General features: G+C 66.5%; 26 protein-coding genes and 1 pseudogene. 17 read left to right on the forward strand and 10 right to left on the reverse strand.

The window, feature by feature from the left end:
* Positions 1-125: 125 nt before the first annotated feature.
* Together C5E41_RS17640 and C5E41_RS17645 are read right to left on the reverse strand one after the other, a co-directional pair.
* A complete protein-coding gene (locus tag C5E41_RS17640) occupies positions 126-557 on the reverse strand; it encodes a Zn-ribbon domain-containing OB-fold protein (protein ID WP_104376900.1) in 432 nt (143 codons plus the stop codon).
* Complete coding sequence (locus C5E41_RS17645; RefSeq protein ID WP_104376901.1) at positions 554-1,747, reverse strand: thiolase C-terminal domain-containing protein; 1,194 nt, start codon at positions 1,745-1,747, stop codon at positions 554-556. The genes C5E41_RS17640 and C5E41_RS17645 overlap by 4 nt, the downstream gene beginning before the upstream one ends.
* Before the next feature lie 308 nt (positions 1,748-2,055).
* Here C5E41_RS17645 and C5E41_RS17650 point away from each other — a divergent pair, with 308 nt between their 5' ends.
* The 4 genes from C5E41_RS17650 to C5E41_RS17665 all read left to right on the forward strand — a co-directional run bounded on the left by C5E41_RS17650 (position 2,056) and on the right by C5E41_RS17665 (position 6,984).
* Positions 2,056-4,512, forward strand: coding sequence for a CaiB/BaiF CoA transferase family protein (locus C5E41_RS17650; protein WP_258081042.1), 2,457 nt, complete (start codon positions 2,056-2,058; stop codon positions 4,510-4,512).
* 145 nt (positions 4,513-4,657) lie between these two features.
* On the forward strand, positions 4,658-5,188 hold the full coding sequence (locus C5E41_RS17655; RefSeq protein ID WP_104376902.1) for a hypothetical protein: 531 nt from the start codon (positions 4,658-4,660) through the stop codon (positions 5,186-5,188).
* Between the two features lie 34 nt (positions 5,189-5,222).
* Positions 5,223-6,047, forward strand: a complete 825-nt coding sequence (locus C5E41_RS17660; RefSeq protein ID WP_104376903.1) for a hypothetical protein — start codon at positions 5,223-5,225, stop codon at positions 6,045-6,047.
* Positions 6,048-6,189: 142 nt separating this feature from the next.
* The gene (locus C5E41_RS17665) at positions 6,190-6,984 is read left to right on the forward strand and encodes a FadR/GntR family transcriptional regulator (protein ID WP_104376904.1); all 795 of its coding nucleotides are present in this window, start codon (positions 6,190-6,192) and stop codon (positions 6,982-6,984) included.
* Positions 6,985-7,161: 177 nt separating this feature from the next.
* Here C5E41_RS17665 and C5E41_RS17670 read toward each other — a convergent pair whose 3' ends face one another.
* The 3 genes from C5E41_RS17670 to C5E41_RS17680 form a co-directional block, all read right to left on the reverse strand.
* Positions 7,162-8,442 carry an FAS1-like dehydratase domain-containing protein gene (locus C5E41_RS17670; RefSeq protein ID WP_104376948.1) on the reverse strand — a complete coding sequence of 427 codons (1,281 nt, stop codon included), beginning with the start codon at positions 8,440-8,442 and terminating at the stop codon, positions 7,162-7,164.
* Positions 8,443-8,911: 469 nt separating this feature from the next.
* A complete protein-coding gene (locus C5E41_RS17675) occupies positions 8,912-10,408 on the reverse strand; it encodes a class I adenylate-forming enzyme family protein (RefSeq protein ID WP_104376905.1) in 1,497 nt (498 codons plus the stop codon).
* Between the two features lie 33 nt (positions 10,409-10,441).
* Positions 10,442-10,750, reverse strand: a complete 309-nt coding sequence (locus C5E41_RS17680) for a hypothetical protein (protein ID WP_104376906.1) — start codon at positions 10,748-10,750, stop codon at positions 10,442-10,444.
* 185 nt (positions 10,751-10,935) lie between these two features.
* On the opposite strand from C5E41_RS17680, the gene C5E41_RS17685 reads away from it, so the two are divergent.
* From C5E41_RS17685 to C5E41_RS17695, 3 genes are all read left to right on the forward strand, one after another.
* Positions 10,936-11,694, forward strand: coding sequence for an SDR family NAD(P)-dependent oxidoreductase (locus C5E41_RS17685; protein ID WP_104376907.1), 759 nt, complete (start codon positions 10,936-10,938; stop codon positions 11,692-11,694).
* 30 nt (positions 11,695-11,724) lie between these two features.
* Positions 11,725-13,866, forward strand: coding sequence for an acyl-CoA dehydrogenase (locus C5E41_RS17690; RefSeq protein ID WP_104376908.1), 2,142 nt, complete (start codon positions 11,725-11,727; stop codon positions 13,864-13,866).
* Positions 13,867-13,989: 123 nt separating this feature from the next.
* Positions 13,990-14,883, forward strand: coding sequence for an acyl-CoA thioesterase (locus tag C5E41_RS17695; RefSeq protein ID WP_104376909.1), 894 nt, complete (start codon positions 13,990-13,992; stop codon positions 14,881-14,883).
* Positions 14,884-14,910: 27 nt separating this feature from the next.
* Here C5E41_RS17695 and C5E41_RS17700 read toward each other — a convergent pair whose 3' ends face one another.
* Positions 14,911-15,723 carry an enoyl-CoA hydratase gene (locus C5E41_RS17700; protein WP_104376910.1) on the reverse strand — a complete coding sequence of 271 codons (813 nt, stop codon included), beginning with the start codon at positions 15,721-15,723 and terminating at the stop codon, positions 14,911-14,913.
* Positions 15,724-15,850: 127 nt separating this feature from the next.
* Between C5E41_RS17700 and C5E41_RS17705 the strand changes: the two genes are divergently transcribed.
* Together C5E41_RS17705 and C5E41_RS17710 are read left to right on the forward strand one after the other, a co-directional pair.
* Positions 15,851-16,600, forward strand: coding sequence for an enoyl-CoA hydratase/isomerase family protein (locus C5E41_RS17705; protein WP_181063285.1), 750 nt, complete (start codon positions 15,851-15,853; stop codon positions 16,598-16,600).
* Positions 16,601-16,768: 168 nt separating this feature from the next.
* On the forward strand, positions 16,769-17,782 hold the full coding sequence (locus C5E41_RS17710; protein ID WP_219823185.1) for a DUF2889 domain-containing protein: 1,014 nt from the start codon (positions 16,769-16,771) through the stop codon (positions 17,780-17,782).
* 45 nt (positions 17,783-17,827) lie between these two features.
* On the opposite strand, the gene C5E41_RS17715 is transcribed toward C5E41_RS17710, so the two are convergent.
* Entirely contained in the window at positions 17,828-18,478 is a 651-nt protein-coding gene (locus C5E41_RS17715; protein ID WP_146097589.1) for a TetR/AcrR family transcriptional regulator, read from the reverse strand.
* Positions 18,479-18,626: 148 nt separating this feature from the next.
* On the opposite strand from C5E41_RS17715, the gene C5E41_RS17720 reads away from it, so the two are divergent.
* Genes C5E41_RS17720 through C5E41_RS17730 form a run of 3 tightly spaced genes read left to right on the forward strand, consistent with a single transcriptional unit; the run spans position 18,627 to position 20,837 of the window.
* Positions 18,627-19,217: a TetR/AcrR family transcriptional regulator gene (locus C5E41_RS17720; protein ID WP_219823186.1), complete on the forward strand. Its 591-nt coding sequence runs from the start codon at positions 18,627-18,629 to the stop codon at positions 19,215-19,217.
* Between the two features lie 30 nt (positions 19,218-19,247).
* Positions 19,248-19,736: a DUF4334 domain-containing protein gene (locus C5E41_RS17725; RefSeq protein ID WP_104376913.1), complete on the forward strand. Its 489-nt coding sequence runs from the start codon at positions 19,248-19,250 to the stop codon at positions 19,734-19,736.
* Between the two features lie 3 nt (positions 19,737-19,739).
* The gene (locus C5E41_RS17730; protein ID WP_104376914.1) at positions 19,740-20,837 is read left to right on the forward strand and encodes an NAD(P)-dependent alcohol dehydrogenase; all 1,098 of its coding nucleotides are present in this window, start codon (positions 19,740-19,742) and stop codon (positions 20,835-20,837) included.
* A gap of 21 nt (positions 20,838-20,858) precedes the next feature.
* Here the strand turns inward: C5E41_RS17730 and C5E41_RS17735 are convergent, their stop codons facing one another.
* A complete protein-coding gene (locus tag C5E41_RS17735) occupies positions 20,859-21,320 on the reverse strand; it encodes a MarR family winged helix-turn-helix transcriptional regulator (protein ID WP_181063286.1) in 462 nt (153 codons plus the stop codon).
* Positions 21,321-21,417: 97 nt separating this feature from the next.
* On the opposite strand from C5E41_RS17735, the gene C5E41_RS35145 reads away from it, so the two are divergent.
* The 4 genes and pseudogenes from C5E41_RS35145 (at position 21,418) to C5E41_RS17745 (ending at position 24,688) form a co-directional block, all read left to right on the forward strand.
* Positions 21,418-21,726, forward strand: a complete 309-nt coding sequence (locus tag C5E41_RS35145; protein ID WP_258081043.1) for a hypothetical protein — start codon at positions 21,418-21,420, stop codon at positions 21,724-21,726.
* Positions 21,719-22,201, forward strand: coding sequence for a hypothetical protein (locus C5E41_RS35150; RefSeq protein WP_258081044.1), 483 nt, complete (start codon positions 21,719-21,721; stop codon positions 22,199-22,201). Before C5E41_RS35145 ends, C5E41_RS35150 begins: the two co-directional genes overlap by 8 nt.
* Positions 22,135-22,910: pseudogene (locus C5E41_RS35155) on the forward strand (CoA transferase). The gene C5E41_RS35150 and the pseudogene C5E41_RS35155 overlap by 67 nt, the downstream one beginning before the upstream one ends.
* 11 nt (positions 22,911-22,921) lie before the next feature.
* Positions 22,922-24,688: an acyclic terpene utilization AtuA family protein gene (locus tag C5E41_RS17745; RefSeq protein WP_104376915.1), complete on the forward strand. Its 1,767-nt coding sequence runs from the start codon at positions 22,922-22,924 to the stop codon at positions 24,686-24,688.
* A gap of 89 nt (positions 24,689-24,777) precedes the next feature.
* Here the strand turns inward: C5E41_RS17745 and C5E41_RS33340 are convergent, their stop codons facing one another.
* A complete protein-coding gene (locus C5E41_RS33340) occupies positions 24,778-24,999 on the reverse strand; it encodes a hypothetical protein (protein WP_146097590.1) in 222 nt (73 codons plus the stop codon).
* Between the two features lie 773 nt (positions 25,000-25,772).
* On the opposite strand from C5E41_RS33340, the gene C5E41_RS17750 reads away from it, so the two are divergent.
* Complete coding sequence (locus C5E41_RS17750; RefSeq protein ID WP_146097591.1) at positions 25,773-26,384, forward strand: hypothetical protein; 612 nt, start codon at positions 25,773-25,775, stop codon at positions 26,382-26,384.
* Positions 26,385-26,469: 85 nt separating this feature from the next.
* Here the strand turns inward: C5E41_RS17750 and C5E41_RS17755 are convergent, their stop codons facing one another.
* Positions 26,470-26,973, reverse strand: coding sequence for a hypothetical protein (locus C5E41_RS17755; protein WP_146097592.1), 504 nt, complete (start codon positions 26,971-26,973; stop codon positions 26,470-26,472).
* Positions 26,974-26,994: the final 21 nt, after the last annotated feature.

Raw genomic sequence — 26,994 nt, forward strand, 5'->3', positions numbered from 1 at the left:
TTCTCAGAATATGATTCTGCTTTCAGTTCGAGCTGTCAACCCCCGGAAACGCCACAACGCGGGCCCGAAACACCGGACCCGCGTTGCCGCACAACACAATCGAGCGAATCAGAACACCGACATGCTCACCCCTGCGCCGGGCGGAACACTGGTAACAGCCAGCCGTCCGCGATCGGCGAGAAGGTCACCTCCAGCGCCATACCGATCTGCACCTCGCTCGGATCCACGTCGACGACATTGGTCACCAGCCGGGCATCACCGGCGCCCTCGAGCGAGACCACCGCACCGACCAGGGTGATGTCGGGAATTCCCGGGAAGCCGTGGATGACCGCGTAACTGTAAACGCTGCCACGGCCCGAGAGTTCCTTCCAGTTCTTCTCGGTGGACTGACACTCCGGACAGAACGGCGTGGGCGGCATTCGGAAGTGCCCGCACGAACCACATTGCAGGGCAACCAGTTTGCCCTCCTTGGCGTACTGCCAGAATGGCTCGGTGTCGCTGTTGGTGGTGATATGGACCGCATCGGCGGGCAACGTGGTCGCTCTGACGTCACTCATGCCGCACTCCCGAGGATCAGGCCGGAGACCGGCACGGACGCGGGACCGCCTGTGGCGAGCGCGAATTCGGCATCTTTCACCTGGTTGATCGCAGTGCCTCGCATCTGCTCGACCGCCTCCTTGATGTGGGTCATCCCGATGATGTAGGCCTCCGACAACTGGCCGCCGTGGGTGTTGACCGGGATCGAGCCGCCCTTGTACCGGATGGCGCCGCTCTCGACGAACTCACCACCCTCACCCTTACCGCAGAATCCATAATCCTCGAGCTGCATGAGCACCATCGGCGTGAAGTGGTCGTAGAGCAGTGCGACGTCGATGTCCTTGGCCGTCAAGCCGGACTGTTCCCACAGCCTCTTGGCGATCGGCGCATTGCCCGAGGATGCGAAGTACTCGTCCGGCATCCCGTACCAGGCGAAGGCGCGCCCCCATTCACGGCGCCCGCCGTGCGCGACCGCGACGACCGGCACCGGCTTCTGCCGCAGATCCTTCGCTCGCTCGGCACTGGTGGTGATGACCGCGACCGCACCCTCGGTCTCGAGGCAGAAGTCGTAGAGGCACAACGGATCCGCGATCATGCGGCCGTTGAAGTACTCCTCCTTGGTGAGCGGCGTCTTCTGAATCGCCTTGGGGCGGTTGAGCGCATTCTCCCGGGTCGAGATCGCGATCTCCGCGAACGCGTCGCGCCGGGTCCCGTACAAATGCATATGGCGGCGGGCCAGCACCGACATCAGGTGCCCCGGACCGGACAGCCCGGAGGGCTGCAGGAAGGAGTTGATCGGATCCGCGGCTGCGGCCGCGAACACCGAGCCCAGGCGCTGCTTCTGCTGCTGCAGCGTCATCACCGTGACCACGGTGGTGGCGTCACCGGCCACGATGGCCGCCCGGGCCAGCCCGATGGAGCCGGCCGCGCCGCCGCCGCCGGAGGTCAGTGAGGCGGTGAAGGTGACTTCCGGGATGCCCAGGGTTTCCATGAAATCGGCGGTGTCCATCTTGTCGCCGTAGCCGGCGCCCGCGCCCGAATAGTAGGCGAAACCGTCGATTTCCTTGACCGAGATTCCCGCGTCCTCGCAGGCCGCCAGGATCGCCTTGCCCGCCAACTCCAGATTGGTCTGTGGCGCCGATCCGCCGCGCTTGTAATACGGGGTAGCCCCCACCCCGACTATCGCGACATCTCTCAAACCGTTGGACACATCAACACTCCATTCTGGTTGCCGTCGGCCACCCGAACCCGAGGCCCGGAACCGCAAGTGAGACCTCGGCATCATCCGACGACGAGGACACAGCGTCACCTATATCACATAGTAATCTATCAGGTTGGCCAACTGCAGGGAAAGGGACGTGAACGCGAAGTCCAGCGGTCGAGAAATTGAACCTTGTGCACTATGTGAGCTGGCGCTACCGTGAGACGCGGCTCACATGCGATCGGCGCAGTGCCCGGCCTCATACCACCCTTTCGCGCAACCGATCGCACACTCACCCCTGATCCGGAGGATCGCCAGTGACTGTCGACTCGCCCCGCCACGACACCCCCGGTCCCCTCGACCGCCTCACGGTGATCGATCTCTCGACCACCCTGCCTGGCGCGCAGGCCACCATGTTCCTGGCCGATGCCGGAGCCGAAGTGATCTTCGTCGAACCTCCCTCGGGCAGCCGGCTGCGGGCGCTACCCGGCTGGCCCGCGCTCGGGCGCGGCAAGAAGAGCATCACCCTCGATCTGCACGACGACGCGGATGCCGCGACACTGCGCGCGCTGCTGCGCACGGCGGACGTACTCGTCACCACTATGCGCCCCGGGGCCGCCACCAGGCTGGGTCTCGACCCCACCTCCGTGGCTACCCTCAATCCCCGGCTGGTCAGCGCAGCCATCACCGGATGGGGTTCGACCGGTCCGTTCAAGGATCTCAAGGGTTACGAGGCCCTGGTGATGGCGAAGCTCGGCATCATGTACGGCAAACGTCAGACCACAACCCGGCCCGGACCGTCGTTCGTGCCGAGCCCGTTCGCCTCCTGGGGCGCCGCACACACCGCGGTACACGGCATCCTGGCCGCATTGCTCGAACGCGAGGACAGCGGAACCGGACAGCATGTCGAGGCCGACCTGGTCCGCGGCATTGCCACGATGGACACCTGGCAGTGGTTCTCCGAACTCGTGGTGAACCGGTGGCCCGACGCGTTCGTCCCGGTGTCCGCATTCGACGACCAGGGCAATCCCAACGGGCATTTGATCTATCCGTTGCTGGTCACACCCACCAAAGACGGCCACTTCATTCAGTTCGCGCAGACCGAACCTCGCCTGTTCCTGGCACTGATGAAGGAACTCGACCTCACCTGGATGTTCACCGACCCCAAGTGGGCCGGTCTGCCCCAGCTCGACGACGTCGCGCTGCGAATCGAACTGTGGGAGATCATGCTGGCGCGCGCATCGGCCCGCACCCTCGCCGAGTGGCAGCGGGTCTTCGACACCAACCCCGACCTCAGCGCGGAGGTCTTCCGCACTCCGGCCGACGCCCTGCACCACCCGCAGCTGGTGCACGACGGACGGGTCGTGACGATCACCGATCCCGACCTCGGCGAGGTGACCCAGCCCTCCACACTCGTCCATGTGAACGGCGCCGCCCTGGCCCCGCCCCGGCTCGCGCCCCGGCTGGGCGCCGATGCCGACGAACTGCGGCGGCGGGCGGTCGAATCGTCCCTCGTGCCAACGAATTCCGGCGAGGCTCGTGCCGAACTTCCGCTGGCGGGCATCACCATCCTCGAGCTCGGCTCCATGTTCGCGGGCCCCTTCGCGGCCACACTGCTGGCCGACCTCGGCGCTCGAGTGCTCAAAGTGGAACCGCTGGCGGGCGACACCATTCGCGGTCTGGTCCCCTTCCCGGAGGCGGGCGGCGCAAAAGTGATGCAGGGCAAGGAATCCATCGCCCTCGATACGCATTCACCGGAGGGACTGGCCATCGTGCACCGGCTCGCCCAGCAGTCCGATGTGGTGTTGCAGACCTACCGCGCGGGCGCCGCCGAGCGGGCCGGAGTCGACGCCGCGACCCTGACCGCGCTCAACCCCGACCTGATATATCTGTGCGCACCAGGCTACGGAACCGACGGACCGTACGGCGGCAAGCCCGCCTACGCCCCGTCGATCGGCGCGGCGACCGGCCTCGGCCTGACCGACGTGCCCGATATCGCCGCGCATGTCGACAACCTCGACGAGGTCAAGGCCGCGGTGATCCGGCTCTACGCCGCGGCCGCCAACCTCTCGGTGCAGGCGGACGGGGTCGCGGCGCTCGGCGCGGCGTCGGCGATGCTGCTCGGCCTGCTCGCCCGCCGTCGCGGCCGGCCACTGGGCACCTTGACCACCACGATGATCGCCACCGGAACGCACGCGCTGGTGGACCGCAATGTCACCTACCCGGGTGCAACCGAAACGTTGCGCCCCGACCCCGACATGTACGGCTACAGCGCCCTCTACCGCCTCTACCGGGCCGAGGACGGCTGGATCTTCCTGGCCGCCCCGCTCGAACACGAATGGGCGAACCTCACCACCGCGCTCGAACCGCACCTGCGACTGGCCGACGACCCTCGCTTCGCCACCACCCGAGCCCGCATCGACAACGACGACGCACTGGCCGAGGCACTGGCCCGGGTCTTCGCAACCCGCGCGAAGGCGTGGTGGGAGAAAGAATTCGGCGCCGTGGATGTGGGCTGCGTGGCTGTCGCCGAGCAGGTCGCCGAGAAGACGCTGCAGAGCGACGAATTCTTCGAGGCCGGCTACGGCGTGATGGCCGTGCACCCGACCTTCGACGTCCACCGCCGGCTGAGCCCCGCCACCACGTTTTCGCGGTCACGCACCAAAGCCGACGGCGGCTGCCTGACGGGCGAGCACACCGACGCGGTACTCACCGAGATCGGTTATGACACAGCGAAAATCGCCGATCTGCGCGCCCGCGGGGTCGTTGCCTGACCCCGCTCGACGCACCGGCATCCGCACGGCCACGGAACGGAATCCAGCGACCTCGCTCTCGGTGTCTCGCACAGCCCGCCATATCAATCAGCACCACCTCCTGATGCGCAGCACAAGTTCGCGCATTCACAGAAAGCGAGTAATCGTGCGTTATTCCACCTGGGCGGCGGCCGCCCTCATATCCATTGCCGCCACCGCCTCCATCACCGCGGCCAACCCCGCCCTCGCGCGAGCGGATCAGCCGATCTCGGCCGCACAGGCGCAGGGCCGGTCGGCGGCGCACGTCACCGAAGCAGGCGAACCTGGCGACAGTCCTGCCACGCCGACGGATCCGGGCGCGGAATATCTGCAAGCGTTCGACGCCATCGCCGGCGCGTGGGCCGGCAACTCGATCGTCGGCCAAGCCATCGGCACGGCGGCCGGGATAGCGGTCGGTTGCCCACTGGGAGCCGTGACCGGAGGCTCACTGACGATTCCGTTGCCGGTGCTGACCCCGGTCGGAATCGTCGGCGGCTGTGTCATCGGCGCAGCGGCGCTGGGCTTCCTGGGCGGCACCGTCGGCGGAATCATCTCCGGCGCACCAAGTTTGGCCAACGCCGTCGGCGAGCAGTACGGCACACTGCACGCCAAAGGACTTGTCGCGCAGCAGGTTACACCCGAGTGCCCCGCGCAGTAATCCCGCCCGAACCTGACAGACCAGAAGGCAGACAATGAAACTCACTACCCAGAGCGCCACCGTCACCGCGCTCCTCGCCGCGGCCGTGGTCGCGGCTACCGGCGTCGCCCACGCCGACAGCACGGCGGCCGCCACACCGCCGCCTGACCGGATGCATACCGTACTGGCGCCCGGTGTCGCGTTCGACGACAACCTCACCACCGGCGTCGCCGCTGTGCGCACGCCCCTCGGCTCCGTCGCGGTGCAACCCGGCGCACTCGGCGTTCGCGACGCCGCGGGCAACACGGTGCTGGGCACTGCGATCGACGTGCCCGTAGCGACAGCCGACAGTGCCGATACCGACCGTCACCCCGCGTCGTCGGACGTTGCGGGCCAAGCGAATACGGCGGCTCAACCGGCGCAAGCCGCGCCGGGGGATCTCATGTCGGATATCAACCAATCCGTGGCCGCGGCGGCACCGCATATGGGTTTGGGGATGGCCGTCGGCGCCTTGGGCGGCTCCGTGATCGGCATCGCGCTCGGCTGTCCGTTCGGAATCGCCACCGGCGGAACACTGATGTCGCTGGCCAGCGCGGGGACGATGACAATTCCGGCGATTGCCGCGAGCTGCGTGGTGGGCGCGGTGGCCGTCGGCGGCCTGGGCGCCAGCCTCGGTGGCGCCGCGGTGGCCATTCCGGTCGGCATCGCGGCCGGGACACAGAAGTTCAATCAGCTCCAGGCCCAGCGAGCACGGGCTTCGGCGAACCCGGGCCCGTCGAACCCGATAGCTGAGCGCTCGCGGTGTTCCGGCTGCCCGTCCGGCGGCCGGAACACCGCGCGCATCACACAGTCCGGTGCGCCGAGCTGCGAAACCTATTAAACCTAGTACGATATATTCTGGCGATCAAGGAAAACCCTTCGGTCCTGCAACGGCCACGGCCGCCGGAATGCCGGTCAGCGACACGAAGTTCGTACCAGATGGTTGACTTGGTCAACGAAGACGATCTACCGGGAGGAATTACGTGGCTGACAGGGCCTTAGCACCGATCTTCGACTCGCGCGGCACGGCGGCGCGCCCGATCCGGACGCCCAAGACCGCCCAGCTCGTCGCGCGCAACCTCCGCCGCATGATCATCGACGGCGAGCTGAAGGACGGCGACCACCTCCCGCACGAGGCCGAGCTGATGGAACACTATTCCGTCAGCCGCCCGACGCTGCGCGAGGCGGTCCGCGTCCTGGAGTCCGAGCGCCTGGTCGAGGTTCGCCGCGGATCCCGCAGCGGCGCCCGCGTTTGTGTCCCGGGGCCCGAGATCGTCGCGCGACCGGCCTCGCTGCTGCTCGAACTGTCCGGCGCGACAGTCGCGGACGTCTTCGTGGCCCGTGAGGCCATCGAACCCGACGCCGCCCGCATTCTCGCGACCGACGGCACCGAAGACGACTTCGACGAACTCGAGCGCATCGTCGATGAAGAAATTCCGGCGGCCTTTGCCTCCGACAACCTGGCCGCCGGCACCTCCGCGTTCCACCTGCGGATCGTGCAGCTATCGGGCAACGCGACGCTGGCCATCATCGCCGGCATGCTGCACGAGATCACCGAGCGCCACACTGGCGCGGTGCTGCTCGAGACCCGCGCGGACAAGGAACGCTACGAATCCTCCTACAAGCTCGAGATCCGATCCTGCCGACGGCTGATCAAACTGCTGCGCGCCCGCGACGCCGACGGCGCCTTCGCCCACTGGCAGAAACACATGGTCAACGCCCGGCTCTCCCTGCTCGAGGGCCGCGAGAACGTTCAGGTACGCGATATCCTCGACTGACTCGCCCGGGCAGGCAAAGCGGTCCCGGATCCGTTGCGGTAGAGCCGTATTCGGTTCGTGGTGATCAGCTTCTGATCATCGGCACATGGAAAAACCCGCCGGGGTGGACGTGACACGCCCCGGCGAGTTCGTTCGTGCTCCAGCGCGGTGACGAGCTGGATTCGGTTGGCAGAGTTGTCAGTCGGCGGAGCCGCGGGCCGCGGCGCGCAGCTCGCCGTGGCGCGCGAGCATCTGCGCGGCGACGGCCTCGAGTTCCTTGGGCGCGGACGGCAGAGTGACCAGGCCGCCCTCGCGGCTGGGCAGCGCGATGGTCGCGGTCGCCGGGCAGGTGACCTCGCCGCGCTGGCTGGTGCCGCGGAATTCGACGTCGACCAGGTAGCGACCGCCGTCGACACGCTTGCCGACGACTTCACCGGTGATGGTGTGAGTGTCGCCCTGGTAGTTGAACTTTCGCATCTGGCTCGACATGCTCACCAGCCACGCGTCGTCGCCCATCCAGTCGGTGAGGTAGTGCGAGAGCCAGCAGTCGCGCATCATGCCGTAGTCGTAGGCAGCGGGCAGGCTGATCGAGCGGGCGTAGTCGCTGTCCCAGTGAATGCGCTGCGCGACATCGGGAATGCCCTGCTCGTTCGGGATGTAGAACGGCGCGATGCGCTTCCGGTTCAGATAGGTCAGGCGGCCGGTCGAGGGGGTGTAGGGCGCGAATCCGTAACCACCGGAATGGAAGACGACCATATCCGTGGTGGTCAGTGGCCCCTTGGCCATGGTGCCGAGGCTCTCACCCATCGAAACATCCTCGTAGAAGCGGGTATTCGCGCCCCGGCGCTGCTCGGCGGCATAGATCTCGTCGATCTTCGCGATGTCCTCGGGAGTGTAGGACGCCGGTTCGATGCCCTGATACTTGTTGCGCTTCTTCGACTCGTGTCGCTCGATGTGGATGGTGATGACCTTCTGTACCTGCACGACCTCGGCGCGCTGGTTCATCTGCACATGCGAGCGGGTAACGATCAGGGACCGGCCGGCGAACTCGGACTCCTTGAGTTCCACGTCGCTGAACCCCTGGAACGAGTACAGGGTGTCGCCGTCGTACACCGGGCGGTACCAGTCGGTGGTTGTTCCCGAGACGAAGACGTGAATACCACGGAAAGAGGGGCGGCGCTGCTCTTTCGGAATCGGATCCGCCCGCAGATCCCGGGTCAGGGCGATGTTGATCATCGGCGGCGCGATCTGCCCGCCCCATCGGGTGTCCAGGCCGTACTCCTCGTCGACGAACAGCGGATTGTCGTCGCCGTAGCTGCGCGCGAAGTTGCGCATGACATCGGGCGTAGCGCGGGTGAACTGCTCACGCTGGGTCACCGCGTGGTAGATGCCGACCAGGTCGTGTGCGCGCTGAATGTCCTCATCGCGGAAGGTGTACACCTGCGGCGCTTCCTTCTGCTTCTCTTCCGCGGTCGTCATCGATACTACCTCCATGGTCGTGAGCTGATGTGGGCCCGCGCTGCGATTCGGCGGCCGAGCCTCGTACCCGAGGGGCGCACTCTCACCTTACATAGAAAGTAAACTAAGTAAAAGAGGTTGGCGACAAACTTCGGCCGAGATAGCTATCTAAGTTAGCTAGGTTGACCGCCGCATTGACCTCCCGCCCGACACTGCGCTGCGCCCCGTTCACGAAAGGATGCGAACGGCCGCGCCCGGCAAGAACTTTCACCGCAACCTGTGCTCGCTCGGGCGACTCGTAACCCTGAGCGCCGCAGGCGATCGCGACGGCGCCCAGCATTGTTGGACCGAGCATATGCGCGGCACGAGTAAGGGACTGTTCCGGCGAGACCACCGTGCGAACCTGTTCACCTGAGGCCACCGCGATTGCCCCAATACGACTGTGCCCTTCCGAATTCGGAAGGGCACAGTCGTCGAGGCGAGGTGCTGATCAGACCGCGACGTCGTCGGCGACGATCCGATCGAGCACGTGGCGGCGGACCAGTTTTCCGGTCTCCGTGCGTGGCAGCTCGTCCCAGTAGACGATCCGCTCCGGTGTTTTGCTGCCGCGCAAAACGTTTCGCACGTGGGCACGCAGCTCTTCGGGATCCAGGATCATGCCCGGACGTACCACGACCGCCGCCTCGATCCGCTGGCCCCATTCCTCGTCCGGCACACCGACGACGGCGGTGTCGAGTACCGCCGGATGGCGCAGGATGACGTCCTCGATCTCCGCCGGCGCAATATTCTCGGCGCCGCGAATAATCGTGTCGTCCATCCGGCCGCCGATGTAGAGGTAGCCGTCCTCGTCGACGAACCCCTGGTCGCGAGTGTTGAAGAAGCCGCGGTCGTCGACCGCGCGGCCGATACCCGCATACTCGGCGGACACCTGCTCACCGCGCACACAGATGCTGCCGGCGACGCCTGGCCCCACCACCGCGTCGTTCACGTCCCGGATCTCGAGCTCGATGCCCGGAACCACCCGTCCGACCGACCCCAGACGCGCCCGCACGGCCGGCTCCTCGCTCGCGAGCGCGGCCCGGTGGTCCTCGGGGCCGAGCACCGCGACGGTGGAACTGGTCTCGGTGAGACCGTAGGCGTTGACGAAACCGACCTCCGGCCACATTCGCAGCGCCTTTTCGATGACGGAGGTGGGCATCGGAGCCCCGCCGTAGGCAAGGCTGCGCAACGAGGGCAATGTCTTGTCTTCGTCGGACTCGACGATCCGAGCGAGCATGGTGGGAACGACCAGGGCGTTGGAGATCTCCTCCTCGCGCGCGAGCTGCAACCACTGGGCGGGGGTGAACCGTTCCAGCACCAGGGTGCGCCGACCCGAGTACAGGCTGGTGATCGCATTCGCCACGGCCGCAATGTGATACGGCGGGACACTGATCAGCGCGGCATCGGTCGGCTCGGCGGAGGCGAATTCGACCGACCCGAAAACGTAGGAGGTCAGATTCTCATGCCGCAGCAGCACCCCTTTGGGGGCCGAGGTGGTGCCGCTGGTGTAGATGACGACGGCCGGGGCCTCGCTCTCCTCGACGTCCGGCACAGCAGCGACCGGCGCGGACGTGCGGTCCAGCCACTGCGCGGGAGTAAGGACGGTCAACCCGGCTTGCTGCAGGATCGGCACTTGGGCCTCGTCAGCGATCCCGATCGCGTGCGGATGATTCGCCAGCAGCGACTCGAGCTGCTCGGCCCCGAGCCGGTAGTTCACCGGGACCAGCGGAACCCCCGCCCGTGCCGCGGCGAACATGGCCACCGGGAACGCCGGTCCGTTGACCGCGAGGTAGACCACCGAATCCGCACCGGATTCGCGGATGGCGGCCGCGCCCGCGGCAGACATCTCACCGAGCCGCGCGGCGGTGATGCCGCCCTCGCGGCGACCGATCACCACACGGTCGGAGAAACCGTCGATCGCCATGTCCAGCAGCATCGTCAAATTCATTCGAAACTCCAAAGATCGTGATCGAGCCCGGGATCAGTCCGAGGACGGCAGCGGCTTGGCCTGCTTGACCTCGAGTGGGCGGCCCGCCACCGCCAGCGAACCGTCACCGGCCTTGGTACACAGCACCTCGAGCCCGGCCTCCTCGTCGACGTAGCGTTTGCCGAGCAGCGTGCCGGCACGATGTGCGGAGTCGATGCCGCTGCCATCGCCGACGCCCGCCCTGCCCACCACCATGTCCGCGCCACCACAGGTGAGCGCGACATCGCCAGCGGGCGCGCGCACGACGATGAGCGCGGTCGAGTCGGTGGTGCTAGCCAGCGACTGGCCTACCTTCAGAATCACGGTGCCTCCATCTGTGTCTCTTGCTGGACCGGCGCGTTACGGGTGAGTGGTTTCGATCCGTGGCCCCTGTCACATAGTTAAGATAGTACTATAAGTGAGCGAAGCAAGGCATCGTCCCAACCCTCACAAAACTCTCCGCCGAGGTGCCGGCTCAGGCCCGGCGGATCCAGCGACAGGAACCACATATGGAGACCAAGGGAAAGAACGCGGTCGTCGTCGGCGGCGCGTCCGGTATGGGCAAGGCCACCGCGCAAGCTCTGGCCGCAGCGGGCGCGAAGGTCGCGATCCTCGACCGCGAGGCCAGTGACGGCAAGAAGATCGCCGAAGAGATCGGCGGCATTTTCCATGCCATCGACATCACCGATTTCGAGGGCGCCGAACAATCGCTCGCGGCGGCGGTAGCCGAACTGGGTGGCTTGCACATCGCGGTCAACACCGCGGGTGGTGGCACCGTGAAGAAGACCCTCGGCCGCGGCGGTCCGCACGATCTCGAAACATTTCGACAGGTCGTCGACCTGAACCTCGTCGCCACGTTCAACCTGAACCGTTTGCAGGCGGCGCATATGAGTGCGAACGCCCCCGAGGATTCCGAGCGCGGTGTCATCGTCAACACCTCCTCCATCGCGGCGTTCGAGGGCCAAATCGGTCAGGTCGCCTACACCGCTTCGAAGGCGGGCATCGCGGGGATGGCGCTGGTCATGGCCCGCGATCTCGGTCCGCAGGGCATCCGGGTGCTCGCTATCGCACCGAGCCTGTTCGCCACCGGCGCGACCGCGGCCTTCACCGACGAGCAGGTCGCTCCGCTGGTCGAGGATGCCGCTTTCCCCAAGCGAATGGGCCGGCCGGAGGAATACGCGAAACTCGCGCTCGCCATCGTCGAGAATCAGATGCTGAACGGTCAATGCTTGCGACTGGACGCCGGCCAGCGGTTCGCGCCGCGCTGATCCTCACCCGCAACCAGCTAGGAGATATCCATGCCGTTGGCACTGACCGACGACCACCTGGCCATAGCCGAGGCGGTCCGGTCCTTCCTCACCGACCAGAAGGCGCACGATCTCGCGCGCGCCTTCCTCGACGACCCGCAGACCGATGCGGCGGGGCTGTGGAAACAGCTGTCCGGCCTGGGCTGGCTCGGGCTGCATCTGCCGAGCGAATTCGGCGGCGATGATTACGGCTTGCCCGAATTGGCGGTCGTTGCGGAGGAACTCGGCGCGGTGGTGGCACCGGTCCCGTTCATCGCGACGGTCGTCACCTCCAGTGTGCTCGCCGCATCCGGCGCGGAGGCCGCCAAGAAGGCGCTGTTGCCCGGTTTCGCAGACGGCTCGCGGTCAGCCGGCCTCGGGCTGCGCGGGTCGCTGGTCGCCGACGACTCGGGGACGCTGAGCGGGGACGCCGGATATGTCGTCGGCGCGGGCGCGGCGACGCTGCTCGCGTTGCGCGTCGGAGACAGCATCGCTCTGGTGCGGACGGACGCCGACGGAGTCGGCTCGAAGGCAGTCGACGCCCTCGATCCCACCCTGCAGATCCACGCCGTGACACTGCGCGAGGTCACCCCGGAGGCGGTTCTGCACGGCGCGGCCGCGGCGGCCGCCCGGATCGCTCGCATTCTCGGCGCCGCGGAGGCCGCGGGCGGTGCCCGGTCGACCCTCGAACACGCACTCGGTTATGCGAAGGTACGCGAGCAGTTCGGCCGTACCATCGGCTCCTTCCAAGCGGTCAAACACCATCTGGCGAATATGCTGGCTGGTTCCGAACTCGCAACCGCTACGGCCTGGGACGCGGCGCGGGCCGGCGCGCACGGCGAACAGGGGACGCTCACCGCAGAGGTCGCGGGGGCGATCGCCTACGACGAATACGTTCGGAATGCGGAGAAGAGCCTTCAGATTCACGGCGGCATCGGTTTTACCTGGGAGCACGACTGCCATCTGTATCTGCGTCGCGCGCAAAGCATCCGGGCGCTCTACGGCGCGGTGGACGCCGCATTGGACGAGGTCTACGCGCTCGCCGTCGCCGGAGTGCGCCGCGAGTACGCCGTCGATCTGCCGCCGGAGGCCGACGTGTTCCGCAGCGCGGCAGCCGCGTTCGTCACCGAACTGAACGCCGCGCCGGAGTCCGAGCGACGCCGGATGCTGGTCGACTCCGGTTATCTGATGCCGCACTGGCGCAAGCCTTTCGGCCGTGAGGCCGGCCCGATCGAACAGCTCGTCATCGACGAGGAGTTCGCGGAGGTGGACATGCCGAATCTGGGCATCGGCGCCTGGGTGACGCTGACCCTGAGTCAGCACGGCACGCCCGAGCAGATCGAGCGGTGGATCCGGGCTAGCTTGCTCGGCGAATTGGTGTGGTGCCAGTTGTTCTCCGAACCCGGTGCGGGTTCGGACGCCGCCGCGGTGAGCACCCGGGGCGTGCGGGTCGACGGCGGCTGGCGGGTCACCGGGCAGAAGGTGTGGACCTCGAACGCGCAGAACTGCAATCGCGGTCTGGCCACCATCCGGACCGACCGGAACGCACCCAAGCACAAGGGAATCACGGCCGTGGTGATCGACCTCGGGGCGCCCGGTGTGCAGGTCCGCCCGCTGCGGGAGATCACCGGGGACGCGGTGTTCAACGAGGTGTTCTTCGACGATGTCTTCGTGCCCGACTCCGACGTCGTCGGCGAGGTGAACAACGGATGGACCGTCGCACGGGCGACCCTCGGCAACGAGCGCGTCTCCATCGGCGGCATGTCGCACGGCCGGACCCCCTTCGATCTGATCGACCTGGTCCACATCGCCGGCGACGAGCTCGCCGCCAAGCGCGAGGTGGCGGGCCTGCTCGCCATGGAGCAGGCCTTGCAGGTGCTGAATCTGCGGCATGTCGCCCGTGCCGTCACGGGCGCGGCACCGGGTCCGGAGGGCAGCGTGACCAAGATGCTGTCGGCCGAGCATTTACAGCACACCGCCGAGGCGGGCATGCGGCTCGCGGGTGAGGCCGCGGTGGTCGGGCAGCTTCCCGAGGTGAGTCGCGACTACTTGTTCGGGCGGGCGCACACCATCGCGGGTGGTACCTCCGAGATCAATCGCAACGTGATCGCCGAGCGGCTGCTGGGACTGCCCCGGGAACAGATCGCCCGCTGATCCCTGCTGCGATAAACCAGGGCCCCCACGTCATTCGATGCGGGGGCCTCGGTCGCGAATGCCGGCCTCTGTCGCGGGCGCAGCCGATTCACAACAAGTATTACCTAGTTATATACTTAACAGATGTCCACCACTTTGGAGACCGGTGTAGTCGACCCCACCGACGGCCGGCGTCCACCACTCGGGCGCATCCTCGAACTCGAGGAAGTCGACACCGACCTCTACCTCGGCCGCTCCTACAATGACGCCGCACTGCGCATCTACGGCGGCCAGGCCGTCGCACAGGCTCTCATCGCCGTGGGCCGGACGGTGCCGGCGCAGCGCCGCGCCCATTCACTGCACGGCCATTTCATCCACCCCGGCAATCCGCAGGCACCGGTGTTCTACCACGTCGAAAGAGTCCGCGACGGTGGAAGTTTCACGACTCGATCGGTGCGAGCCACCCAGGGCGGGACGACGATTTTTGTGCTGACCGCCTCTTTCCAGCGACCCGAACAGGGGTTCTCACACCAGGCTCTGGAGACCACCGCACCGGCGCCCGAGGAGCTGCCGGCGTTCGAGGACTCGATCGACCCGGCCGAGGCCACCTGGTTGCCACAGTTGCGAGCGAACGTCGCGGTCGACTTCCGATTCCCGGAGGAGTATCCGCGAATCGCCAACGCGCGGGGCGAATCCCGGCCGCCACGCCAGCGCGCCTGGGTCCGCACCGGCGCGCGACTCGCCGACGACCCGCTGATCCAGGCGGCGGGCTTCGCCTACACCTCGGATCTATTCCTGCTGTCGTCGGCCCTCCCGCCGCATGCCGTCACCATCGACGAGCCCGGCATGCAACTCGCCAGCCTCGACCATTCCGTCTGGTTCCACCAGGACTTCCGCGCCGACGAATGGCACCTCTACGAGCAGGAAGGAATCTGGACCGGAGGTGGCCGCGGACTCGCCCGCGGCCACCTCTACGACCGCGACGGCGTCCTGGTGGCCAGCACGATGCAAGAAGGACTGCTGCGACTGCGAAAATAGCCCACGGGCAGCAGATACCCGAGATTCTCAGCCGCGCTGCGCGTTCCGGTTCTGCGCACGCCCGCGGTCGATCACGGCATCGCGGCGTTCGGCCACCGCGGACGGATCGAACTTCACCATCCAGGCCCGCGATGTCGCATCCTCGACGGCCAGCGCGGGATCGAGGAGATGGGCTTCAGCGCGCCGGTACGACTCGAGCAGGGTCCGGACGCCGTTCTGGTCGTTGCCGACCACCGAGACCGCCACTTCCATTGCCGTCGCCAGCAGCTGGTCGTGCGCGACCACCTCGGTCACCAGGCCCACGCGCAGTGCGGTGGCGGCATCGACGAAGTCGCCCGACAGGCTCATCCGGCGAGCGAAGCCGCGCCCGACCGCGGCGGGCAGCCGGGAGGTCAGACCCCAGCCGGGCAGCACTCCGACGCGGGCGTGCGTGTCGGCGAACCGGGCGCGCTCGGAGGCGATGAGGAAGTCGCAGGCCAGCGCCAACTCCAAGCCGCCGGTGATGGCCGCGCCGTTGATCGCCCCGATCACCGGCTTCGACAGCGGGCGCCACGGATGGCCGACGGGAATCTCCGAGGTAGCGATCCGGGCGGCATTGTCGCCCGTTGCCCCCAGCTCACGCAGATCCAGCCCCGCACAGAACGCCGGATCGGCGCCGGTCAGGATGACCACGTCCACCCGGTCGTCGCTGTCCGCCGCGGCGAGTTCGCGTCGCAATGCCTCGATCAGAGGACTGGTCAACGCGTTTCGCGCGGCCGGGCGATGCAGCGTAAGGATGCGGACCCCGCCGCGCTGTTCGGTGAGCAGCATCGGCCCCTTCGGCATTTCGGCGCTGGTCATTGTGCACTCCTCATCGAGTTTGCGGCCGGATTCCCGCCACCATGCTACGCGACTTGTTAATCTAGGTTATCTATCTATGCGGGGCCCGTCGCCTCCTATAGCACTCACGCTCTGGCGAGGAGAATCAATGAGCGTAACGATCGACAGATCCGAACACGCCGCTATAGTCACCCTGCGCTGGCCGGAGCGCCGAAATGCCCTCGGGCCGCAGGAAGCCGAAGATGTCGCGGAGGCGATCGCCGAGGCGGCCGGCTCCGGCGCCGCGGCTCTGGTACTCACCGGCGACCAGGCGTTTTGCGCGGGCGGCGACCTGCCCGCCATTCTGTCGGCGATCGACGGCGCGGCCCCCGCAGACGTCGAAGCAATCGTCTACAACCGCTTCCAGGCACTTGCCCGAGCGCTGCGCGAATGCCGCATACCCACAGTCGCCGCGGTGAACGGCGCCGCCATCGGGCTGGGACTCGATCTCGCCCTGTGGTGTGATCGGCGATTCGTGGCGCCATCGGCGCGCTTGGGCCAGGGATGGGCCCGGATGGGACTGATACCCGGAACCGGCGGAGCCGCACTGCTCGAGCGGCTCACACCCGGCTTGCTGTGGAAGCTGCTGGGCAGTGGCGGGGAGCTCACCGTCGACGACGCCGCCGCGTACGGCATCGCGGATGTCGTCGCGGATCCCGTCGCCGCCGCGGTCGAGTACGCGGCAGCACTCTCGCGCGTGGGTTCGCAGGCCCTGGCAGGGTATGTAGCGCTCGCCAGGACCGGGTTACCAGACGACGCTTACCTGCACGAATGCGCCCGGCGCCAATCACGCCTACTCACATCGGCCGATTTCGCCCGCCGCGTGCAGCAGTCCGGGCTCACCACCAGGACGGCGTAAGCGCACGCGGGGCGCAAACTTTCCGGGGCTAGCGTTCCGGCACCTGGGTATGGCCACACACTGACAGTGATAACTTACTAAGTACACCTCGTGCTCCAGGCGCGAATTTGCCTCGCCGGCCTCGTGCAGCGAGCCGGCGCACGAACGATTCGAAGGAGGCCCGTTTTGGTGGTCGAGATACCGTTCGGCCTCGTCGCCAGGGGCCCGGCCGAGGCCACTCCCCCACGCCGGCCCGGTTCGGTGCGACGCACGTCGAGCATCGATATGCACTGGCCCGCCGGACCCGGGACCCAGCTCCGCCTGCTCGGGCGCGCACGAGATCTGTCGACCCCCAGCGACGGCGGCGACCCGGTGGTACTGCGCGAGGACACCATGCGCGTGGGCGTCAACTCCGCGACCCGCACCATCGAGGACATCGAGGCAACCCCGGCGCGCGCGAACCTGGCACAGCTGATCGGCGCGCGCGGCGGCGGCAATTCCCGCGCCGTGCTCGCCGAGGCGCTCGCCGACGAGGCCGCGGCCGGAACTCCGCTGTATCTGCTGCTGGACGATATCGCGGGCGCCTCGCTCATCGCCGGGTTCGCCTATTCCCGATGGATCGACCGCGACGTGCTCATGCAGCAGATCAGCGCCGTGCCGGTCCGCAATATGACCGGGGTCTGCACGGGATTCCAGCCCGGTTCCGGCGCCCTGATGCCCGACGGCTCCTCCAGATGGAATCACCAGGTCCAGCCCGTGCAACCGCTTCCCCGTCCCGGGGATCCGATGAGTTGGCATGCGCTGGAAGAGATCACGGCGATGGCGATGCGCCGGGCACGCCGCATCGATGTGCACGTCGGGGACGTGATCACCATCGATTCGATGTTCCAGGACAGTTCGACCGTGCCGACCGGCGGCCGCGTCGCGGTGCACGAGTATCGCCTGACCGCCACCGCGGATCCGACCACCGGAGAGGTGCTCACCATCGACGCCGATCCCCGCGTGCTGCCCTATGACGAGTGTCCCCTCGCCTCTCGCAATGTCGAAAAGATGCTCGGCACACCGCTTTCCGCGCTGCGTACCGTCGTACTGGAGAAGCTCGCCGGGACCGAGGGCTGCACCCATCTCAACGACGCGATACGTGCGCTCGCGGAGGTCCCCACCCTGGTCCGTGCCCTGCACGAAGACACCGAGCGCCGCTGAACCCCGCGGCCACGACGGTCCGAACCCGGCGGAAACCTCTGCGGCTCAGTCGATTCCGATCCCGCCCAGACAGAAGCGCAGCAACTGCTCACGATCGGCCGGCGTCGGCACAGTGCCGCTGTCGTGATAGCGCGAGGTCATCCCCAGAACCAACGTCTGCACGAACAGCGCGGCACGCTGATGATCGGCCACCCCCGCGTCAGCCAAAATCGTCTCGAGAAGACCCAGGATCCGCACGAAGCCGACGGGTTCGATCTCACTCTCCCGCCGGGCGACCTGCCCGACGTTCCACAGAATCACCGCACTGAGTTCCGACAAGTGGGCATCCTCGATCTGCGCCAGCACACCATCGATCCAGGCCCGAATTCGATCATGCGCGCCCGAACACTTCGACACCTGGTGTTCGAGGTAACTGTGCAGAGTCAGCAGTCCCTGCTCGTAGGTCGCCACGATGGCGTCGTCGCGACTGCGGAAGTGGCGGTAGAAGGCCTGATTCGTCACCCCCGCCGCACGCACGATCTCAGCGACCGTGGGCACCTCGGTCCGCCCTTTACCGAGCATGACCTCCTGCGTCGATCGGATCAGTGTCCTGACTTCTTCGTCGTAGCGCGCCTGCCTGGCGGGATTGACGACCCGACGCAGGTGACGACCACCGGATACCACCGATTCGGCAACGTCGGAACTACCGTCAGTCACGAGCCCACTCCTGATTTCAGAACCGCAGTTTGGAAATGGGGTTCCAACTTTAGCATCGACACAGAGGGGGCGGCGGGCTGCGACCGGGCGAAAGGAGGCGACAGACTTCCTCGGGCCGCATACTGACACTCTTGACTAGAATTGTCAGGTGCCCGAACTCGATGAAATGCGACGCGACCGTGTCCTGTGTGCGGTCGTCGGCTGCTTCGCGCGCTACGGCTATCGGCGCACCTCGATGGACCTGCTGGCCCAGGCGGCCGACATGTCGCGTCCCGCCCTGTACCAGTACTTCCGCAACAAGGAGGAGATCTTTCGCAGCGGCGTCGAATGGGCCCTGGGGCGCACGGCAATTCAAGCCGAACACGCTGCCGGCTCCGATGCTGCCGTGGAGCAGCGGGTGCGTGACATTCTCGACGCGCTCCTCGACCTCTATGGAGGCAGTTCCGTGACCGGCGGGCACTTCCATGAACTGCTCGCCGAGGTCTACTCCCGTACGGCGGATCTGTGGGCGGCGTTCGAGGGGCGGATGCTCGCGGCGCTGCGTGACGTCTTGGATCCGGTGTCAGGGGATTCGCCCGTGATGCCGGTGGGAGACGTGGCAGCGGTGCTGTTCTACGGAGTCAAAGGTCTCGGACTCGAGTCTCGGCCCATGCGAACACGGGTCGAACACGCGCACCAACTCGCGACGCTCGTGCTGCGCGGGTACTCCTCCGTTCAAACTGACAAAATAGATCTATAATGTCAGCAGGACCACGCAAAGGAGTACACGATGAACATCACCGAGGCACGCACCCGCTTCTCGGAGCTGCGAGCAGGCGGGGGCGCGGCATCCTCGCAAGAGCTCGACGAGATCTGGTCGGCGCTCGACACGGTGCGCCCGGAGCAGATCCTCGGGCAGTGGAAGGGTGACGAGTTCGACAACGGCCACCCGATGTGCGGAAAGCTGGGGCCCGCCGGGTGGTACGGCAAGACCTTCGCCGCGATCAAAGATGCCAAGCCGCTCGTCATGCGTGACAAGAACGGTGAGCTCTACTCCGCGACCGAGCTCGGCAATGGCGAGGCCAGCCTCTGGATGGTCGAGTTCCGCGGTGAGGTGACCGCGACGATGGTCTACGACGGGCGTCCGATCTTCGACCACTTCAAGCGGGTCGACGAGAACACGCTGATGGGCTGCATGAACGGCAAGGATCTGCCCGGCGAGACCTTCGGTTTCACCGAAGATGGCCCGATGTACTACTTCCTGCTCGAGCGGGCCTGAGCCATGCGTATCCAAGCCGCTGTGATCGAGTCGCCCGATACCGCCTTCACCATTGACGACGTCGACCTCGAGGCGCCGTGCGCCGACGAGATACTGGTCCGGATCACCGCCGCAGGACTGTGTCACACCGACCTGAGTTCGCGGGCGCGATGGCCGCAACAGCTCTCCCCCATGGTGTTCGGGCACGAGGGAACCGGGATCGTGGAGGCCATCGGTGCGGAGGTGACCGGGCTCGTGGTGGGTGATGCCGTATGTCTGACCTTCGACAGCTGCGGCGTCTGCGCGCCGTGCTCCACCGGGCACCCCGCCTACTGCACCGATTTTCAGGTGCTGAACTCCTCCGGCGGCCGCCGCGACCGCACCACACCGCTTTCGCGCGCGGGCGAACCCGTGTTCAGCGGGTTCTTCGGGCAGTCCAGTTTCGCCACCTACGCCATCGCGCGCGAGCGGAACACCGTCAAGGTCCCGGCAGATCTGCCGCCCGCCGTCGCCGCTCCGCTCGGCTGCGGCGTGCAGACAGGCGCCGGAGCCGTGCTCAACGTGCTGCGCGCCGAGGCAGGTTCATCGTTGGTCGTGATCGGCGCGGGCGGGGTGGGCCTCAGTGCGGTGATGGCCGCCGTCGCCGTGGGCTGTTCGCCGGTGATCGCCGTCGATCCAGTGGCCTCGCGTCGGGAATTGGCGGTGGAAGTAGGTGCCGCGGCAGCCCTGGACCCGATCTCGACCGACGACATCGTGGCCGGCATTCGCGAACTCACCGGCGGCGGAAGCGATTACAGCGTCGACACCACGGGCCGCGCGGAAATGATCAACCAGGCGGTCGCTGCCCTCCGGCCGCGGGGCAGCCTCGCCCTGGTCGGGTTGGGCGCCCAGGTGGCCCTCGACCTCCCGCCACTGCTGCTCAAGGGCGTCAGCGTGCACGGAGTAATCGAAGGGGACTCCGATCCCGCCGAATTCATTCCCCGATTGGTCGAACTTCACCGACAGGGCCTGTTGCCCGTCGAACGGCTCGTCACGGAATTCCCCTTCGCCGATATCGAAGCGGCCGTCGAGGCGATGCGCCAGGGGCGGGTCGTCAAACCCGTGCTCATCTTCGGCTCATAACTCCCCGGACGCGAGGTCACTTCAGCGACCGGTTCCCCCGGTGCGATCGCGGTAGGCCGCGGCCTTCGGTTCGATTGCGCGAGCGGCACTTTCCAGCGCGGCGATCAGTTCTTTCGCCTCGGCGTCGGGCAGGTCCGCGAACAGCGTGAGCAATGTGGGCGTGGCGTCCAACTCGGGGGAATCGGCGAGCAATTTCACCAGCGCGGGCGTGCCCGTCACCAGACTGCGTCTGCGATCGCCCGGATCTGTTCCGATTTCCACGAGCCCTCGCCCCGACAGTTCCGCGACGACCGTGGACACCCGGCTCTGCGCGAATCCGGAGCGACGGGCGATTTCGCCGACGGTCAGGCCGTCCTGCACCCGCAGGCAGTCGAGGACGGCCACCTCCGTACCGGTCAGCGAGTTGTCCACGGCCAAATGCATCGAAGTCAGTGCGGCATTCGACAGCGCCCGCCCCAGCCGACGCAACTCCGACAGATCCATGCGCCCAGTATCCCAAATCGGTAGGTGACAACTTACATCTGTCATGATACATCTGTAGTGATGCTTTTCCTTGCTCCCTCTCGTCTCAGGAGTCCACGTGACCGATCCGCTGACCGCCCGGCTCACGGCCGCCATCGCCGCCCCGGCGTCCGACGACGCGTTCGATCCGGTCACCGAGCTCGCGAACGTGCTCGGCCCGCTCGGGATGTCGGCCACCGACGCCGGTGGGTCGCTGACCTTCCACGGCGCCGACCCGATCGTCCCGAGCACACTGCGGCTGGGCGGGGCGGCCGCGATCGCACTGGCGGCCAAATCGGTGGCAGTAGCCAAGTTGTGGCGGCTGCGGGGCGGAAACGAACAGGACATCACCGTCGATCTGCGCTCGGCGCCTGTGCCCGATGTATGAGAAGAAATGGGAACTGCTCGGCGGGTATGCCCCCGGTATGAGCGCGATCGCCGATAACGGTCTGAGCCTCACCTTCCACCGCACCGCCGACGACCGATGGATGATGCCGGTCAATCTCTACCCCAAATTGAACGTCGCGGCGCAGCGACTGCTCGGAACCCCCGACGACCGGTCGGCGGTAGCCGCGGCCATCTCACGCTGGAAGGCAAGCGAACTCGAGGACGCCGCCGAGGAGGCCGGCGTGGTCATCCCCATGGTCCGCAGCGCCTCGGAGTTTCTCGAAGAAGCGCATTATCGTGAGGTACTGGCGACGATGCCGCTGATCCGATCACCAAGATCGGCGACAGCGACCCCGAGCCATTGGCCGCGGGGGTTTCCGATCCGCTCCAGGGAATTCGGGCACTGGGGTTGGGGCACGTCATCGCCGGTGCCGGAGCAGGGCGCGCACTGGCACTGCACGGTGCGGACGTGCTGAATCTGTGGCGCCCCAACGAAATCGAACACGACGCCACCTATTACACGGCCAACGTCGGTATGCGTTCGTCGACCGTCGACCCTTACTCCGGGGACGGGGCGGCGCGTATCCGGTCGCTGCTCGCTGACGCCGACGTCTTCTTTGCGAACCGTCGCCCCGGCTACCTCGACAAGATCGGACTTTCCGCAGCAGAAGCCGCGCACCTGCGGCCCGGCATCTGCACGCGACGGTGTCATTGCACGGCGAGCGCGGCCCATGGGCGCAACGCATCGGGTTCGATCAGGTCGCCGGCGCCGTCAGCGGAATGATGGAACTCGAAGGAACCGACGGCAAACCCGCGCTGCCGCCGATCGGAGTGGTCAACGACTACATCGTGTCCTGGCTGCTTGCCGCCGGCATCGTCGAGGCGTTGATGCGTCGCGCCGAGCACGGCGGAAGCTACCGCGTCCACCTGTCCCTGACCCGAGTCGCAGTCTGGGTCCTCGGACTCGGCATCTTCGACAAGGACTACGCCCGCAGCATCGCGGGTCCGGGCGAACTCCACGCCTATCTGCCGCCGGAGACCTTCACCGCGGACACCCCGCTGGGGCGCTACCAAGGCGTCACCGACCAAGTGGTGATGTCGCAGACGCCCGGCCACTACCGAACGGTCCTCGTGCCCCGCGGCTCGAGCCGCCCCGAATGGCTACCACGAAACCTCACGAACTGAAAGCCGTTGACATGAACGAAAATTCCATACGGATAGCGAACTTCTCCGGCTACCTGGGCGACCGCTTCACCGCCCTGAGCGAAGCACTGGCCGGGGACCCGGTCGATGTCCTGGTCGGCGACTATCTGGCCGAGATCACGATGGCCGGCGTCTCTGCCGGATTCACCTCCGACCCGAAAGCCCTCGGCGACTTCTTCGCCAAATACTTTCTCGACCAGCTCCGCCCCCACCTGCGCACCATCGAGGAACGCGGCATCAAGGTAGTCGTCAACGCCGGTGCGTTCAATCCCGCCGGACTGGCCGAGGCGGTGCGCGCCGATATCGACACTGCCGGAACGCATCTCACCGTCGCTCACGTCGACGGCGACGATCTACTCGACCGGCTCGATGAACTCCGCGACGCCGGGCACCTGTTCGGCCACCTGGACACCGGCGAGCCATTCACCGCACACGGCGAAAATCCTCTGGCCGCCAACGCCTATCTCGGCGGCTGGGGCATCACCGCCGCACTCGCGGGCGGCGCGGATATCGTCATCTGCGGCCGCGTCACCGATGCCTCCCTGGTCCTCGGACCGGCGGCCTGGTGGCACGACTGGGCGCCCGACGCGTGGGACGAGCTCGCGGGCGCGGTCGTGGCCGGTCACATCATCGAGTGCGGTGCACAGGCCGTCGGCGGAAATTTCGCCGGCTTCACGGCACTGCCGCGGTTCGTCACCCCGGGCTTCCCGATCGCCGAAATCGCCGCTGACGGAAGCAGTGTCATCACCAAGCACAGCACCGACGAAGGAGCGGTCACCGTCGACACGGTCACCGCGCAACTCGTCTACGAGATCCAGGGTCCCCGCTACCTGAACCCCGACGTCACCGTGCATCTCGACACCGTCGAACTCGAACAACTCGGACCGGACCGCGTGCGGGTGCACTCCGCGGTGGGTTCTCCCCCGCCGCCGACCACCAAGGTGTCGATCTTCACGCCGGGCGGATACCGGATCGCGATCAACACCTACCTCACCGGGCTGGATATCGACGCCAAATTCGAGCTGTTGGTAGCCCAGCTCGAGGACTTGGCCGCAGACACCGAAATCGACGACCTCGCGGTGTCGCGCTTGGGCCGGCCCGAAACCGATCCACAGAACCAGGACGCCGCGACCGTGTGCGTTCGGATCGCCGCCACCGCGCCTACCCGTGAGCCGCTGTTCCACCTCCAGCGATCGTTCGGCGCGCTGGGCCTCAGCAGTTTTCCCGGATACATGGGTGGGGACACCAGCGGGCCGAAGCCGATCATCGAGTACTGGCCGGGCGTGCTCCCCCAAGAGGCAGTACCGCACCGCGTCGTGTTCGCCGACGGTGACCAGCAGACCATCGCACCTCCGGCCAAGACCGAACAGTTCACCGGCCAGCCTGTCCACGAAGAACCCGGCAGCCATCAACCGGGACCGACCGAGCGAGCCCCCTTGGGGCGCATCGCCTTCGCGCGCAGCGGCGACAAGGGCGGCAACAGCAACGTCGGAATCTGGACCGACGACCCGCGCGCCTGGCCGTGGTTGCGCTCGCTGCTGACCACCGAACGACTGACCGAATTGCTGCCCGAGGCCGCCAACGCGGGGGTACTCCGGCACGAGTTTCCGCACCTGCGCGCCGTCCATTTCGTCCTCCCCGGACTCCTGGGACGCGGCGGCTCGAGCAACCTCCGGCTCGACAGCATCGGAAAAGCGGTCAGCGAGTACGTCCGCGCACGCTTCGTCGACATTCCGGTCGAACTGCTCGAACCACGGTGACCCCATATGAGCGCATCGGGTAGCTCGAGGGCACGCACGGAGTTTTCAGAAACGTGACCACCGGAACCAGACCCCGCACCATGGACAAATCATGGCCGATTTCGGACCCGGTTGACGCCGACCGTGCGTCCGAGCACCGCCTCGATTCCGGTCAGCCGGCCTTCCAGTTGAGTCCCGACGAACAACGACGAATCGAGGCGGCTCATGGTGAGGTCGACGATGCCGGTCAAATTCGCGAGTCGCCGCGCATCCACTTCGACAAGGTTTCTTTCGGCCATCGACGAGCGGACAACGCGAATGCTCGACGGCATCGAGCGCATCGAAGGCCGCAACCTGCCGACGAGGCCCCGGCGAATGTCCCCTACCGACACGGACACCTGCCCGCGGTCCCCGAAGGAGACCGGCTGGCAGTGCCTGTCAGGAATCGTCAGCCAGGAGGCGCGGTGCCGTTCATCATGGGCAGATGGTACGAACCCCGCACGGCTGAACGAGAAGCAGGCCGACGTCCTCGAATGGATCGTGAATTCAATAAGCGCAGCACAATGTTGAAGACCAGCCCTATCCGGACTCGTGGAGCCTAGGGGAATCGAACCCCTAACCCCTGCCTCACAAAGGTCGAGCTGAAACGTTCGATGCAACGTCTCCGCCGGTAGAAACAGGAATTTCACGAGATTTCGCGCAATATTCCGTCGAAAAACATACCTGTTCTCTGCTGACGCCGTCAATATCCCATCGCTGCTGCTGACGGCGTCAGCACATGAATGGACCACACGTGACGGGTCGCTAGGAGGGTGTCGCGCTAGACCACGCTCAAGCGGCGATGTGTACCTCACGAGTTCCATGCAGACGACGGTGCAGGCATCTTCTATCGCAATTCATGTGACCTGCAACACATTTCCCTCGCAGATGAGGAGGTCTGTGCACGATGCGTGACACAACTGTGCGTTTTGCCTATCGACAGGTTCCGGATGGCGGTGTTCGATGGACGCAACTATCTCGACACCAGCCACGACCAGAGACGTTGTTGCGCACCTGCTCTGGCGATCTCCACAGCGCAGCGGCGGTCGGAGGGAATTGGAACCCTATGAGCGTCGATACAACTTGTCCCTCTTGCGGATACGACGACTGTGTGCAAAGCGTTCCTGCGATCCGCGCTTCGGGTACCTCGACGGTTTATGGAACCGACTACTACTCCGGCGTAGGTGTGAGCTCGGCAGGTTTGGTGCCGGTAATCGGCTCGTCCATCGTTGAGCGAACCCAATCCAGCCATCTCGCGCAATCGCTCGCGCCCGAGCCCGCGTTCCGCGGTGCCGGGCGCCTCACTGCCCTGGCTTTGGCCTTAGGGGTGCCGGCCGGAGTGAATCTCCTCATCGCGGTGGTGGTGCTGGTCAGGCCACATCCTGACATCTCGACTGCCGCGATCGTGGTAGGGATGTTCGGTCTTGCGCTCTTGCTCGCCCTGCCGTCACTACTGATCTTGTGGTTTGCGTTCCGGAGGCTGCGACGGTCGGCCCGAATTCGCCGTGGTGCGCCTGCGGCTTATGCGGTGTGGCGCGCCGGGGTGTACTGCCATCGATGCGGCATGTGCTTTTGGCCCTTCGCACCGGCCGCCGGGATCCCGGTGCGGCATCCGGTGCCCCCGGGCGGTTTCCAGGGGATCGTCTGGAACACCGGGGGTTATCTCAACGACGCGTGATCTCCACTGACACGAGTCGTAGGCCACTACCGTCGCCACGCCGAGCTTGCTGGCGGGCCGTCGGCTCGCCGGTCCGCTCGGCGGGCTATTGCCCGGATGCCGGTTTCGGCGATCGCTCTGCCAATTCCGCAGACCGCTGCGGCTCGTTGAGTCTCTGCTCGCTCTGACGATGTGTCGTCTGCACACCGGGTTCAGGCTCTGCCCGCCCGGCGGCAAGTAGTTGGCGCGCGCCTTTGACGCTGATTTCGAGCAGTTCGGCGATGTCGTCGGTGCTACATCCCTGCTCGTTCATGCGCGCCACAGCCGCCGCCTGCCTGTCGTGGTGTACCGCGATTTCAGTTGCGGCGGCCTGTTCGAGGTGGCGGATCTTGTCGCGCAACGCACGGACGCGGCGGTCGCGGCGCTGTTCAATCGTCGAAATCGCCTGCCACGCAGACCAATACTCCCGCACCGCGTCGCTGACATTCTGTTCGCGCCGACGTTCGACCGCGCGGCGGCGATCCAATACTTCCCGCGAATGACGCAGTTGGCCAGCGAGCTTCCCGCCGTCTGGTCCACGTTCGCTCCTGCTCGCCCGGGGGTCGTTCATGTCGGGATCTCCCAAAATTCT

The organism is Nocardia nova (genome assembly GCF_002933465.1).
GTDB classification, from domain to species: domain Bacteria; phylum Actinomycetota; class Actinomycetes; order Mycobacteriales; family Mycobacteriaceae; genus Nocardia; species Nocardia nova_B.